At 32.0% G+C, this 14,231-nt stretch carries 16 protein-coding genes and 1 pseudogene; 6 read left to right on the forward strand and 11 right to left on the reverse strand.

The window, feature by feature from the left end:
• Both Q0929_RS03570 and Q0929_RS03575 read left to right on the forward strand, forming a co-directional pair.
• Positions 1-678 (forward strand): cation diffusion facilitator family transporter, encoded by a 678-nt coding sequence (locus Q0929_RS03570; protein ID WP_299238205.1) that lies wholly within the window; start codon positions 1-3, stop codon positions 676-678.
• The gene (locus Q0929_RS03575; RefSeq protein ID WP_299238206.1) at positions 659-925 is read left to right on the forward strand and encodes a hypothetical protein; all 267 of its coding nucleotides are present in this window, start codon (positions 659-661) and stop codon (positions 923-925) included. The genes Q0929_RS03570 and Q0929_RS03575 overlap by 20 nt, the downstream gene beginning before the upstream one ends.
• Positions 926-963: 38 nt before the next feature.
• Here the strand turns inward: Q0929_RS03575 and Q0929_RS03580 are convergent, their stop codons facing one another.
• From Q0929_RS03580 to Q0929_RS03600, 5 genes are all read right to left on the reverse strand, one after another.
• Positions 964-2,043 (reverse strand): bis-aminopropyl spermidine synthase family protein, encoded by a 1,080-nt coding sequence (locus tag Q0929_RS03580; protein WP_299238207.1) that lies wholly within the window; start codon positions 2,041-2,043, stop codon positions 964-966.
• A gap of 15 nt (positions 2,044-2,058) precedes the next feature.
• Entirely contained in the window at positions 2,059-2,889 is an 831-nt protein-coding gene (gene speE / locus Q0929_RS03585) for a polyamine aminopropyltransferase (RefSeq protein WP_299238208.1), read from the reverse strand.
• 64 nt (positions 2,890-2,953) lie between these two features.
• A complete protein-coding gene (locus Q0929_RS03590) occupies positions 2,954-4,231 on the reverse strand; it encodes a pitrilysin family protein (RefSeq protein WP_299238209.1) in 1,278 nt (425 codons plus the stop codon).
• Between the two features lie 291 nt (positions 4,232-4,522).
• A complete protein-coding gene (rsmI, locus tag Q0929_RS03595; protein ID WP_299238210.1) occupies positions 4,523-5,359 on the reverse strand; it encodes a 16S rRNA (cytidine(1402)-2'-O)-methyltransferase in 837 nt (278 codons plus the stop codon).
• Complete coding sequence (locus tag Q0929_RS03600) at positions 5,359-6,198, reverse strand: hypothetical protein (RefSeq protein ID WP_299238211.1); 840 nt, start codon at positions 6,196-6,198, stop codon at positions 5,359-5,361. Before Q0929_RS03600 ends, rsmI begins: the two co-directional genes overlap by 1 nt.
• Before the next feature lie 495 nt (positions 6,199-6,693).
• On the opposite strand from Q0929_RS03600, the gene ahcY reads away from it, so the two are divergent.
• Together ahcY and Q0929_RS03610 are read left to right on the forward strand one after the other, a co-directional pair.
• Positions 6,694-7,950, forward strand: a complete 1,257-nt coding sequence (gene ahcY, locus Q0929_RS03605) for an adenosylhomocysteinase (protein ID WP_299238212.1) — start codon at positions 6,694-6,696, stop codon at positions 7,948-7,950.
• Positions 7,951-7,972: 22 nt separating this feature from the next.
• Positions 7,973-8,200 (forward strand): YdcH family protein, encoded by a 228-nt coding sequence (locus Q0929_RS03610; RefSeq protein WP_299238213.1) that lies wholly within the window; start codon positions 7,973-7,975, stop codon positions 8,198-8,200.
• A gap of 896 nt (positions 8,201-9,096) precedes the next feature.
• Here the strand turns inward: Q0929_RS03610 and Q0929_RS03615 are convergent.
• Positions 9,097-9,732, reverse strand: coding sequence for an O-methyltransferase (locus Q0929_RS03615; RefSeq protein ID WP_299238214.1), 636 nt, complete (start codon positions 9,730-9,732; stop codon positions 9,097-9,099).
• Positions 9,733-10,059: 327 nt separating this feature from the next.
• On the opposite strand from Q0929_RS03615, the gene Q0929_RS03620 reads away from it, so the two are divergent.
• Together Q0929_RS03620 and Q0929_RS03625 are read left to right on the forward strand one after the other, a co-directional pair.
• Positions 10,060-10,335: a hypothetical protein gene (locus Q0929_RS03620; protein WP_299238215.1), complete on the forward strand. Its 276-nt coding sequence runs from the start codon at positions 10,060-10,062 to the stop codon at positions 10,333-10,335.
• 2 nt (positions 10,336-10,337) lie between these two features.
• Entirely contained in the window at positions 10,338-10,496 is a 159-nt protein-coding gene (locus Q0929_RS03625) for a hypothetical protein (RefSeq protein WP_299238220.1), read from the forward strand.
• A 36-nt stretch (positions 10,497-10,532) separates the two neighbouring features.
• Here the strand turns inward: Q0929_RS03625 and Q0929_RS03630 are convergent.
• From Q0929_RS03630 to Q0929_RS03650, 5 genes and pseudogenes are all read right to left on the reverse strand, one after another.
• Positions 10,533-10,686, reverse strand: a pseudogene (locus tag Q0929_RS03630) (IS5/IS1182 family transposase); the annotation flags it as partial.
• A 24-nt stretch (positions 10,687-10,710) separates the two neighbouring features.
• A complete protein-coding gene (locus Q0929_RS03635; protein WP_299238216.1) occupies positions 10,711-11,064 on the reverse strand; it encodes a hypothetical protein in 354 nt (117 codons plus the stop codon).
• Between the two features lie 10 nt (positions 11,065-11,074).
• Entirely contained in the window at positions 11,075-11,437 is a 363-nt protein-coding gene (locus Q0929_RS03640) for a hypothetical protein (protein WP_299238217.1), read from the reverse strand.
• Positions 11,438-11,455: 18 nt separating this feature from the next.
• Positions 11,456-12,538 (reverse strand): cyclic dehypoxanthinyl futalosine synthase, encoded by a 1,083-nt coding sequence (gene mqnC / locus Q0929_RS03645; RefSeq protein WP_299238218.1) that lies wholly within the window; start codon positions 12,536-12,538, stop codon positions 11,456-11,458.
• The gene (locus Q0929_RS03650; protein WP_299238219.1) at positions 12,535-13,557 is read right to left on the reverse strand and encodes a hydroxyacid dehydrogenase; all 1,023 of its coding nucleotides are present in this window, start codon (positions 13,555-13,557) and stop codon (positions 12,535-12,537) included. The genes mqnC and Q0929_RS03650 overlap by 4 nt, the downstream gene beginning before the upstream one ends.
• Positions 13,558-14,231: the final 674 nt, after the last annotated feature.

Genomic DNA, 14,231 nt, shown 5'->3' on the forward strand with positions numbered 1-14,231 from the left:
ATGGTTTACATAGAAAATAAACTGAAAGAAAGAGATATAAATCAAAACAAAAACCAGCTAATAATTGCAATAGTATTAAACATTTTAATCGTCATAATTCAAGTTATTTTTGGCTTGTATTCAAACTCAACATCCTTAATCACTGATGCAATTCACAACTTTCAAGATGTTATTTCTTTAATTGTCAGCTTGATTGCCATTTTAGCCTTGTCAAAAAAACCAACCTTAGAGATGACTTTTGGCTTTTTAAAAGCTGAATCTATGGCCGGCTTTGTAAACAGTTTAATTTTAATAATAACGTTAATTTTTATTATTTATGAAGCTACGCTTAGATTGATTCATCCGGAAGAAGTTAAAGGTTTATTTGTCATAATCTTTGGATTTATAGCTTTTATAGTAAATCTAGTATCAGCATTAATTTTAAAACATCATCACCACCATGAAGAAGATGACCACCACCATCATGAGGATATAAACATTGCAGCTGCTTATATTCATCTTTTGAGTGATGCATTGTTATCCTTGTCTGTTGTGATTGGCGGAATTTTTATCTATCTTTTTCAAATAAGCATCATTGACCCAATCTTATCATTAATTTTCAGTATTTACATCTTTAAAGAAACTTTTCCCATTTTGAAAAAAAAGCTACAAGGTTTTAATGGAAGCAACCCCATCTAATATCAATCTGCATGAATTGATAGATGAAATAAAAAATAGATTTGATGAAATTATAGAAATTCACGATATTCACGTATGGTCTTTATCTTCCAAGGATGTCTATTTTACCGGACATATAGTTGTCAAAGACATGGATAGATCTATGGAAGTTCTTGAAAAATTAGAAAAATTCTTAAAAGAAAAAGGTATAACCCACTCCACAATCCAAATAGAAAGTTTAGATAAGATATGTGAAATATATCATTAAGAAACAGGGCGGTAAATCGCCCCTTGTTTAAAATTATATTAAGTAGTTGAACCCTCTTCGTCTAAGTATAACTCCCTGAAAACTTCGTCAGTGATTTGAACGTTTTCACCTTTAAAGCCTGGTAATGCTTCCATTCTTACCCATGCAGACCTATACCATATATCTGTTGGAACTTTATTAACCGGTGCTACTTCCTGAGCTTTTGTCTCAGCATGATAGTCCCAGTTCATGTATGTGTTAAAGTCTTGAACTATGTCTGTAATAACCATTCCATAGTCGTTTATTAAAGCTTTTTGGAATTGATGCCATCTTGTAATAGAAGAGTCTCTTAATGTTAATCCAAAGTATCCAACACTACCCTCTTGTCTTAACGCTGCAATACCTCTTGCAATAAATGCTTTAAATGCTTTTAATGTTTCTGGCGGGTCTGTGATAAATACATCAAAAGATTTCAGCCATTCTTCCGGGAATGGATTTCTTAAATCAAATCTTATAGCTTCTGCATTGTCTATACCAAGTTCTTTAAAGATTCTGTTATCAAAATCTATAGACCTTTCATCTATATCCAAGATTAAAACTCTTCTTGGAAGTCTTGTTAAAGCTACAGCCAAACCTGTTAAATCATCCTCAGCACCCATAACAAGAATATCTCTATCTCTTAAATCTTCTCTTGAATCTAAGAATAAAACTCTTGATACAGTAGTTTCCGGTGTAACGCTGCCTTGGTCATACTCTTGAATTGCTTTCGGTCTATCCTTTGTAACTTGTAAAAATGTATGATACCAATCTAAATTTGCATAGAATGGTATACCTCTACCTTCGCAAGCTTTACAAGAATAATCAACCGCCGGTGGTATTTTTAACTCTTTTACGAGATTAAAACCTTTTTCTGTTAATAAGATTTCATCGTTTTCTATTTTTGCGATGCCTTCAGCTACAAGTTGTCTTACTATTTCCGCTGTCGCCGGTACCGGTTGGTCAGCTAAGTCTACAACTTTCCAAAAATCTGATGTTGTTAAAAGACCGGCCAACACCCTTTCTACACTTCTTCCGTAAAGTTTAATATTTGTCTTTTCTGATGCTCTTTTTGCGATTAAGTCTAAAACCTCTCTTGCCAATTTCTCACCTCTCGATTATTTAATTAAATCTGATACAAATTTTGGTATTGAAAATAAAGAAGCATATATTTTATCACAAAAATATTTTGTTTTCAAATCCTTAATCTTATCAAACTCGCTTTCCTCATACTTTAAAATATCAACATCATCGGACGCCAACGTAAAGCTCCACATTCCAGCTGGATATGATGGAATAAATGCTAAATAGGTTCCAAAGTATTTAAATACTTGCTTAATCTCATTTACAGCTGTCTTAAAATAAAGCTCTTGTAAAAATGGAGATTCAGTTTGTGCTGCCATTATTCCATTTTCTCTAAGTGCATTTTTAACCTTAGTATAAAACTCTCTTTTAAACAAAGCTTCTGCAGGACCTACTGGGTCGGACAGGTCAAGCAGTATAACATCATAATAATTTTTTCTTTCATCTAAAAACTTATTTCCATCTTCTACAAAAACTTGGACTTTTGGATTGTTTAGTTCACATGAAATTGTAGGAAGATACTCTTTTGAAATTTTTATAACTTCTTCATCAATTTCACATAAATGAGCTTCTTTAACAGATGGATGTTTTAAAACTTCTCTAATTGTTCCACCATCACCACCACCAATAACAAGAACTCTTTCTGGATTTGGATGTTTTATCAAGGCAGGATGTGTAAGCATCTCATGATATATAAACTCATCTCTTTCTGTTGTTTGAACTGCACCATCTAAAACAAGCATTTTGCCATACTCATAAGTATCTAAGATCAAGATTTCCTGATACTTTGATTTCACTGTTTTAGCTTCTTTAACTTTTACAGTCAATCCTGTGTTTGGTGTTTGATACTCAGTAAACCAGATCAATTTTTACCTCCAAAGATTATTTGAAATGCATTATTATAAATACTTTACTTTTCAAAACCTGCCTTTACGGAGACACTATAATACAAGAAGATTTTGTAAAATATTTAGTTGTAAGCTTAGTTAAATCTTTGAGTTTTACATTTTTAATTAAATTTGGATAGTTTTTATCCATTTGATAACCAAGTCCTACAGTTTCAAACCATCCTAAATAATATGCTTGTTTTGACCTTGTTTGATGGTCCATCATAAACGTTCCAAGAATTTTTTCTTTGGATGTTTTTATCTCTTCTTCCTTTATTCCTTCTTTCAAACTTTTAACAACCTCTCTCATACCTTTTTCTGCATCTTCTCTTTTTTTAGGGTCTGTGCCAATATATAAAACAACTGTGCCAATGTTTAATCTTACCGGAAAGTAAGAACCTGTTGCGTATGCAAGTCCTCTTTTTTCTCTTAGCTCTTGAAACATACGAGAAGTAAAGCCGCTTCCAAGAATTCCGTTTAATACTCTAAATGGAATGTAATCTTTATCTAAAAGAGTTGGAGCGTTATATGCAATTAAAATGGTTGATTGTTGACCTTCTCTGTGAACTGTAATACATGGGCTATCTTCGATAACCTTATCAACTTTTGGAAAGCTAAAATGCTCCTTTTTTGGTAGCTTTGAGAAATTATATAACTGATTTTCAAATTCTTTAAATGAAGCATCCCCAACTATTGAAATAACTATCCTATTACTGTTTAAAAGCTCATTCCACCTTTTTTTCACATCTTCCAATGTTATCTTATTCAACGATTCTTCTGTTCCAAGTGGGCTATATTGGTAGTTTGTATCTTTATATATCACTTTTCTTAACTCATCAAAGGCGATTGAAAATCCTTCTTCTTTTTTTGCTCTTATTTGTGCGATTATATTGCCTTTTTCTTGAGAAAATTTATCTTCCGGAAATAATGGGTTTTCTAAAATATCCATTAAAATTTCAACAGCCTTAGGAAAATTATCTACAGTGGTAGCAAATTCAATGTTTGAAAAATCTTCCCCGGATGAAGAGGATATATACCCACCGCTGTCTTCAAAAAATTTGTTTATATCATAATCTGAATATTTCTTTGAACCTTTTAATAACAATTTTAATGTCAAATTTGTGAGACCGGCTTTTTCTGTTCCATCTTCAAAGCTTCCACCTCTAATAAATATACTACCGGCTATTATTCCTTTCCCTTGCGTTTGTTTGTATATTAAAGTCAAATTATTTGGATATATTACTTTAATCACTCTTTCTCCTCCAAATGACAATTGGGATAAAACAAAAAACAACAAGAATGCAAGTGTCAATCTTTTCATATCTTAACTCCTAAATCTTTAAATTAGTATATCATATTTGGCACTCATATACGTTGGGTGAGAAATCGAAAACGCAGAAAAATTCATGAATTGTCAAGTCATACCTAGAGCGTTTTAATTTTTTTAAGCTTACCTTTATGTGTAATCCTGAAGTCAGAGGCCGAAGGATCTACTCTTTTAAAAAGAGAAGAAACGAGATTCTTCGCTTGTGTTTGAATGACTATGTTGTTTTTGACAGTCTGGTTTGTCAAAATTTTAATTTCTAAATTGAATATTATTAAATAACATTTTTCAACCTTCATTGTTACTATCTAATACCATCTTGTATGCTTGATTCTTAGGCAATTTATACTCATCAGCGATAATCTTTGCTATTTCTTTTGACTTTAAGCTTTGATTTTTTAACTCTATTATTCTTCTTTTTATTTCATCTTCATCTATAGTAACTTCCTTTTCTGATGGATGAACAAGAATAACAAACTCACCTTTTATCTTGTCTGGATTTTTTTCAAAAAAATCTAAAATTTCAAAAGGATTACCAATGATAAACTCTTCATGAATCTTTGTAAGCTCCTTTGCAACAACGATATTAGCTTTTTCATCAAGCTCTTTTATAAGATTGACAGTATCTACAACTCTATTTGGACTTTCATAGAGTATTAAGGTTGCATCTAACTCTATATATTTTTTCAAAACCTTTTCTTTGTGAGACCCTTTTTGTGGAAGAAATCCTAAGAAAAGGAATTTATCTGATGGTAATCCTGAGGCAGATAGTGCTACAGCTCCTGCAAATGGACCAGGAATTGGCACAACTTTTATATTATTTTCTCTTGCCTTTTTTACAACTCTATAACCAGGGTCTGAAATGCAAGGAGTTCCAGCGTCAGAAATCAACGCTACATCTTCTTTTTCTAAAATCTTTAATATCTTTTCTGATGCTTCTTCTTCGTTATGCTCGTGATAGCTAATTAGATGTTTATCTTCTATGCCATAAAAATTTAGAAGTTTTTTTGTTTGTCTTGTGTCTTCACAAGCTATATATTTAACCTTTTTAAGTGTATCTAAGGCTCTAAATGAGATATCCTGAAGATTTCCGATGGGCGTTGCAACAACGTACAAAACAGCCATTACGGTAATTTTAACATATTATTTTGAATACTGCCATAGCCTACAAAAACATTATTTTTATATACAGCGACCTTACCATCTGGAAAGTATTTTTTAGAGTTTATGGTATTTACTTTAGAATAAGAAAGCTCTAATCTGTCAATATTTACCAGCTTTGATGTATAAGGTTCAATAACTGTCTTGTCGTACAATTTCACTACTCTCTCATTTTCTTTGATGTATAAAGCTACATCATTTAATCTTACAGGTGTGCTGTTTACTATTTTGTAAAAGCCATTTAATACAACTTTATTATTTGATATATCGGCAGTATAAACTACATCCCAGCTAAATCCATTTATTGGATAAATCAAATTTATTCCGGCTGAAACAGGTTTATCTGAGTTTAGCTTTATCGTTACTCTTGGTGCTTGAATATCTTGCCACTTTAAAGAAGATGAAAGTCTGTTTGGAAAGGTTGGTAAAGTTGTTACTACTACGCCGTTTTTTGTATCCAAGGTTATAAAATTATCTTTTACAGATATGACTGTTCCACGTATTACTCTTCCGTCTCCTTCAATAGATATGGTTTTCCCAATAAGATTTTCTATAAAGTTTTCTTTTGTTGGTTCTACCATGTATCCGGATATTTTTACACTGCTATCTGATGGCTTTATAACCAAATCATCAGTGTTAGCCATTGGTAAAAGCTGAATTGGCCCAATAATCGTCTCGCCTTGTGCTAATAAAAACTGTGAATACTGAATATAGGTAGATGCGCCCTTTTTATTTACTATCAAACTGTCTGCAAATGAAAAGCTAAATAAAAATAAAATTATAGCACTGATTTTCTTAAGCATTTAAACTCCTTTGTTGATTTTGGTAAAAAATATTATATAACAGATGGAGACTATTCCAAGAATCTACACGCTCATTCTACAGCTAGTGAAAAATCTCTGCTTTTTAACTATTACTTGCTCACTAATGGCAATTCATGAACATCTCTACTTATTTACTTTCTATGAATTAAAAAAGAAGATCTTTTCCGGACTAAACTCTGCTGTATGACTGGACTGAAACTGTTCCAAAAATCTACACTGTCATTCTGCAACCGGCGAAGAATTTCCTGTTTTTCTTTTCAAATTAAAAAATCAGAAGAGGAGATCCTTCGGCCTAACGGCCTTGGGATGGCAAGGAAAAGTGAATTTACAGAATTTTGGAACGCTCTTATGACTGTATTTTATTTCCAAATTCTGTAATGGTAATTTAAATTTGTTTTTTATTTTTCAGCAAAACCTTTATATTTCTAAACTTATGCTAAAATATAACCTACATTTTTTTAAAAGGAGGGTTAAATGGAATATCACATCAAGGATATTAATCTTGCAGATAAAGGTCTTTTGAGAATACAATGGGCTGAAAAAGATATGCCTGTTTTAAGACAGATCAGAGAAAGATTTTCAAAAGAAAAGCCTTTAAAAGGTTTAACGATAGGAGCTTGTCTGCACGTTACAACAGAAACAGCAAACTTGATGATAACATTAAAAGAAGGTGGAGCAAATGTTTATCTAACAGCATCTAACCCACTTTCTACACAAGATGACGTAGCAGCAGCACTTGTAAAATACTTTGAAATACCAGTTTTTGCAATACATGGAGAAGATAGAGACACATATTACAGCCATTTAAACGCAGTTCTTGACAGAAAACCAAACATAATCATGGACGATGGAGCTGATTTAATATCACTGCTACATAAAGAAAGGCAAGATTTAATTGAGAATGTATACGGCGGCACAGAAGAAACTACAACCGGAGTGATCAGATTAAAAGCTATGGCAAAAGATGGAGTGTTAGGGTTTCCAGTTATTGCTGTAAACGAAGCATACACAAAACATCTTTTTGATAACAGATATGGAACAGGACAATCAACGATAGATGGAATTTTAAGAGCAACAAACAGGCTTATAGCCGGGTCAAAATTTGTTGTTGCTGGTTACGGCTGGTGTGGTAAAGGCGTTGCAATGAGAGCAAGAGGGATGGGTGCAGATGTTATCGTAACAGAAGTTGACCCATTAAAAGCTCTTGAAGCAGTAATGGATGGCTTTAGAGTTATGCCAATGGAAGAAGCAGCAAAAATTGGAGACTTTTTTGTAACTGTAACAGGAAATATAAATGTTATAGATAAGCATCATTTAGAAGTTATGAAAGATGGAGCCATTGTAAGTAATTCTGGACACTTTGATGTTGAAATAAACTTAAAAGCTCTTGAAGAAATGGCAGTTGCAACAAGAGAAATAAGAGATAATGTTAAAGAATATACGCTAAAAGATGGAAGAAACATATATGTATTGGCTGAAGGAAGACTTGTAAACCTTGCAGCAGCAGAAGGACACCCGGCACAAGTAATGGATATGTCTTTTGCAAACCAGGCTTTATCTGCTGAATATGTCTATAAAAATGCAGATAAACTTGAAAAAACAGTATACAAAGTTCCTGATGAGCTGGATTTTGAAGTTGCAAGATTAAAACTAAGTGCAATGGGAATAAAAATAGATACACTTACAGAAAAACAAAGAGAGTATTTATCAAGCTGGCAACATGGTACATAAAAAACTATTTAAGGAGGCAGACATGACAAGAGAAGAAGCAATCAAAAAATTATTAGAGACAGATAAAGAATTTAAGCACATGTATGAAGAGCATCAAGAATTAGAATGGAAAGTTCAAAAGCTTGAAAAACATTTTCCACCAGACCCAGAAATTGAAGCCGAAGAAGAAAGATTAAAAAGAAGAAAGCTTTATTTAAAGGATATGATGGAGTTAAAAATTAAAGAATTCTTATCAAAAACCCAAGGATAACCCTCATACAACGGCAAGCCTTAGAGCTTGCCTTTCTATAAATTTAATCTCAAGGTATAATCACATAGTTTTTGTCCTATATTTCAGGTGAGGAATTAGATAAAAGTAGGAGATTCTTTGTCGGCCGTAGAATGACGCCATTCGGAAGTCCTTGTCATCCTGAGACTGTAAAGCCGAAGGATCTCATTTTTTGATTTTTGACTTGAAAGAAAAGTATGAAATTCTTCGTTTCGCTCAGAAATTACGGTGTGGATTTTTGAAACAGCCACAATTTATGAATTGTTTTGTACGGAAGTTCATGAACTGCATAGCATTTGCCAATTTGTTTAAATTTCTCAGTTTTGAATTCTTTGATAAAAAAGGGAAGTCAGCCGGTGGCCAACTTCCAAAATTCTTGCAGGAGGCTATTCTTGAAGAAAAAACGCAGCAGGAGCTATAAGTGATATTAAAAATTTATGCCAATTTTCTATTGTGTAAATACAAACGCTTTTATATTTTACTGTCCAAAAAAGAACAAAAACTGTCCGATTTGGAACAAAAGAGGTGAGATTTTGGAGCCTTTTTCTAAAAAATTTTTAAAATAGATGAGTAAAGCCAGTTATAAATGCCATCTAAAAAATATTTCAAATAAATGTTGGGGTGACGAATTAGGTAAAAGTAAGAGATTTTTTACTTTGCTCAGAATGACAACTTTACTTTCGTAAGGGTGATTCATGAATCGCCCCTACTTTTCCACTTTATTTTTCATCCTGAGGACGCAAGTCGGAAGGATCTTCTTTGATTTTTTGACTCGAAAAGAAAAATAGTAGATTCTTCGCTTCGCTCAGAATGACCGTGTGGATTTTTAGAACAGTTTCAATTTTCCACAAGTACATAATAATTTGAAAAACCTATTTTTACTCAATCTTACTGCTAATTAGAACACCATCTCTTAAAGGAATTAATACGCTAAAAAACTCTTTATTTTTAAACATATACTCATTAAATTCTTTAATTTTTACTGTTTTTTCATCAGGATTATCTTGTGCAACTTTGCCATACCATAGCGTATTATCAGCGATAACTAAACTACCAACTTTAAGATTGTCTTTTAACGTTAAAATAGCTTCAAGATATTTAGTTTTTTCTAAATCCAGAAATAAAATATCAATATCTTTATACTCTTTTGCTATTTCAATAGCATTTCCTACTCTAAACTCAGCTTTATCTAACAAACCAAATCTTTCAAAATACGATTTTGCCATAGATAGGTTTCTTTCTTGATAGTCTGTTAGTACAACCTTCCCGCCATTCATAGCTTTTGCAAAATAATAAGCAGAATATCCATAACCAGAACCAAGCTCTACAACTAATTTTGGATTTTTTAACTTTGTAATTAGATAAATCAGCCTTCCAACTGTCCTATCAATAATAGGGAAGTCATTTTTGTGAGCATAGTCTTCCATTTCTTTTAAGATTTCTTCATCTTCAATGAAGGCAATTCTGTTTAACTGTTCTATGTAAGCTTCTACTTGCGGATTTAGTATATTCATAGGCTAAATTTTATCATATCTTATAAGATGCTATAATATTTTTAATCATATACGCTTAGGGTGAGAAATTACATCTAAAAAACTCCTTGGCGGTAGTTAAAATTGTAATAGCAAAAAATTCCACCAAGGAAGTAAAAATGCAAAACTCTAATCTTTATTTTACACTATTTCAAAAAATCTATGAGCATTTAACTAAGAGTGTTCCAAAATTCTTGTAAACCTACCTTTCCGTGTCATCCTGAGGACGAAGTCCGAAGGATCTCTTTTTTGATTTTTGATCTTGAAAAGAAAAATAGGAGATTCTTCGCTTCGCTCAGAATGACAATTTTGATTTTTGGAACAGCCTCGCATCTAACTATACTTTTAAACATCCAACCAAAAAAGAAAGCAGGTAGACCATCTAAGGTATCTGATTTACAACTTGCAGCTTTATATATCACATCCTACATTTCAAACACTCCTATTCTTACACTTTCCAGATTTCTAATTTGTCCTTCTATTCAATCTTGGCATCTGTTTAGAAAATCAAAATCAGAGAGAGTTTACAAAATCCTTAGAGAATATTGGCTAAGAAGAGTCACGATTTATTCTATGGACTTTTAGTTATGGTGGTTTGTGATGAAGACGGTATGGTTTATGATATATGGTTTCATCCAGCAAGCTATCATGAAGTAAGGTTGTTAAGAATGAGACACAAAATGAGTAAATGGTTTAGATTCTTGTTGCTTATCTATATGTATATGCTGTTGGTTATAGCTTTTTAAGAAAAAGTAGATTATGGAAGTAATTTCTTGCCCAAGGTATAGAAATATAGCTATTATAAATTCATCTTTGTAGTTTCTTGGTCTACTTCTTTGACCATATTTCTTTTCTTTATGTTTAATCTTTTTAAAAATTAAAAAATCTTTTTGTAAGCTTATAGATTTGCCTGAAAGATATTCCTGTTTTTCTCATGTAAACATTCCATTTTTTGACTTCCTATTTTGCAAATGGTAATAGTTTGATTATTAGTTCAACAGCATCTTTATTTATGAAAATTATCAAAAAGGCAAGAATCAAAAACATGATTGTAAATTTCTTGTCAAGTTTTAACACTTCTTTTTCAATTTTAGCTTCAAGCTCGGTTTTAACTAATATCAAATCAGCTTTCGTAGCAAGTTCTTTCGTAAGCTCATCTTTAAGCTCAAGCTTTTTTTGATGTGCTAAGCTTTCTGATTTTTTGTCTAATTCGTTATAGATCAATTCAATAGTTTGTGCAATCTTTTTAGCCTCTTCTTTGCCTATTTTTTCTTCTAACTTTTCTAATAACTCATAATCTATAACGTAAGCCATTTTTGACTCCCTATTTTGCAAATGGTAAAAGTTTAATTATTAGTTCAACAGCATCTTTATTTATGAAAATTATCAAAAAGGCAAGAATCAAAAACATGATTGTAAATTTCTTGTCAAGTTTAAGTATTTCCTTTTCTAATTTAGCTTCGATTTTTTCTAACTTTGCTTCTATGATTGCTAAATCAGCCTTTGTAGCTAATTCTTTTGTAAGCTCATCTTTAAGCTCAAGCTTTTTTTGATGTGCTAAGCTTTCTGATTTTTTGTCTAATTCGTTATAGATCAATTCAATAGTTTGTGCAATCTTTTTAGCCTCTTCTTTGCCTATTTTTTCTTCTAACTTTTCTAATAACTCATAATCTATAACGTAAGCCATTATAGAAACTCCGATTACCTAATCAAAAATCTTGACAATATTATAATATGTATCTCTCTGTGCAGGAGTAAAGCCGGCGTCTTTAATTTGTTTAGCCATTTTTTCCGGTCTTGGACTTGAAACCTTAAAGCCTGTAGAAGCTACTACATTCTCTTCAATCATAGTGCTTCCTAAATCATTTGCACCAAACCTTAAGCCGATTTGACCAACTTTCATCGTTTGAGTGACATGGGATGATTGAATATTATCAAAATTATCAAGATAAATTCTTGCCAATGCTAAAACCTTTAAATACCACACAGAAGTAGCCGGCTCTAAATGGTCAAGTTGTGTATTGCCTTTTTGAAAAGTCCATGGTATAAAGGCAGTAAATCCACCTGTTTCATCTTGAAGTTGTCTAATATGGTTTAAATGTTCGATAATATGCTTTGGTTTTTCAACATGTCCAAACATCATTGTTGCCGTTGACCTCATTCCAAGCTCATGGGCTGTTCTATGGACTTCAAGCCATTGAGCTGTTGTAGTTTTATTTGAAGATATTAACACTCTTACTTCGTCAGATAAAATCTCTGCACCACCACCTGGAAGAGACATTAATCCTGCTTCTTTTAACTTTATTAAAACATCCCTTATGCTCATTTTTTCAACCTTAGCAAGATAATTTATCTCTGTTGCTGAAAGTGAATGAATTTGTATTTGCGGAAACCTTTCTTTTATTCTTGAAAATAACTCTATATAAAAATCAAGTCTTAAATCTGGATTTAAGCCACCTTGCATTAGCAAGGTAGTTCCACCCCAATCTATAAGCTCCTGAATTTTAGTAAATATCTCATCAAGTTCAAGTACATAAGCATCACTATCTGATTTTCTTCTTTGAAAAGCACAAAATTTACATCCTGCAACGCATACATTTGTATAATTTATATTTCTATCTATAACAAACGTAGCTATATTATCCGGATGTTTTTTTGCTCTAATATAATCAGCAAGCCTGCCAAGAGATAATAAATCAAAATTCTCAAGCATATATAATGCTTCTTCCGGCTCTAATCTTTCACCATTCAAAACCTTTTCTGTTAAATAAGATTGTTCTTTTATCAACTTGACACTCCTACGATATTTTTTGGATTTCCTTCTATGAATGATTTTAAGTTATCAAGTGTAATATCTAATATTCTATAAAGTGCATCTTTTGTGTTATAAGCGTTATGTGGAGATACGATAACATTTTCAGAATGTAAAATATAAAATGTCTCCAATGCTTTTTTTAACTTTATTGCAGGAATATCATCTCTCTTTAGATATTCTTCTTCGATCCAAACATCTTCTGCTTCAAATGTATCAAGTCCTACACCACCTGCAAGCCTACCTTCTTTAAGTGCTTGAACTATAGCTTCTATCTCAACTACAGGACCCCTTGAAGTATTAATAAGCATAGCATCTAATTTCATAAGTTTGATATTAAATCTGTTTATCAAATGATGTGTTGCCGGTGTGTATGGTACATGCAGAGTAACGATATCAGAACTTCTAAGCAAATCTTCAAGTCCTACATACTCAACGCCGTATTTTTCAATCAATTCATTATCTTTAGCTCTATCATATACAAGTATTTTCATTCCAAAGCCATGGGCTATTCTTATTACATGCTTTCCAATCCTTCCGGCACCAATTATACCGATAGTTTTACCCATTAAGTCTATTCCTGTTAACCCATCTCTTGAAAATATGCCTTTTGACGTTCTTTCTATCATAGGTTTAAATTTTCTTGCCAACGCAAGTATTAATGCAAATGTATACTCGGCAACTGTATTATTACCATATCCGGGAACATTACAAACAGTTATACCCTTTTTATTAGCATAATCAACATCTATATGATCATATCCTGTTGACCTTGTAATGATTAATTTTAAATTTTCCATCTTATCAATTACTTCTTTTGTTAGCTTAGAATATATAAATACAATAGCTACTTCTGTATCTTTGTAAAGGTCTACATTTGTATCATCAAGTGGCTCTTTTGTAAATTTAACGCTTCCTTGAATTCCTAAGTCTTGTATTTTTTTCTCTAAGTACAATCTTTCCCAATCTTCCGTCTCAAAAAAATAGATGTTCATAGCGCATCCCTCCAATTTTTTTAATCTATTCTAACATAGAGATAGATATATTGGTACTTTGTATTAATAGAAAATCATAGAACATCCCGAGGCCGTAAGGTCGAAGGATATCGTTTTTGATTTTTTGGTTTGAAAAAAATTATGAGATTCTTCGCCGGCTGCAGAATGACAATTTGAGTTTTTGGAACAGTCTCCAATTTCTGCTTGACAGGTTAAAAATTTTTTTGTATATTTATAATAGCTTTTTAATTTTTAATTTTTTAACTGAACCTTGGCAACTGAATAGGTTAGCCCACACAAGCTTGTTTTACGTGAAACGTGAGACGTAAGATGTGAGACGTTGGAGATTGGTTTATCAATAATTTAGTGATTTTTATCTGATTGATTGATGACTTGGTAAGGTGGTTTATAAGTCAGTGAAACTAAGATATTGGTAATGTGATTTTATTTTTTTATGTTTGATTCAGGCATGTGTAATAATGGTTTGAAAGGGATTTTTTGAAGAGTAGTTGTAAGTGTTTGTTGAAATAAACTTTTTAATTTTGAATTCTTTAATGCTTAATTTTTTGAAAATTTGTAATTTTTTATTTTAAAATTTTTTGAGATCGGGAAGTTGAGAAGTATTATTTGCAGCGGGCTTCTGAGTTTTGGGTCTTCAGCAGTAGGCTTGTGAT

Origin of the sequence: Sulfurihydrogenibium sp. (assembly GCF_028276765.1) — a bacterium.
Classification (GTDB): domain Bacteria; phylum Aquificota; class Aquificia; order Aquificales; family Hydrogenothermaceae; genus Sulfurihydrogenibium.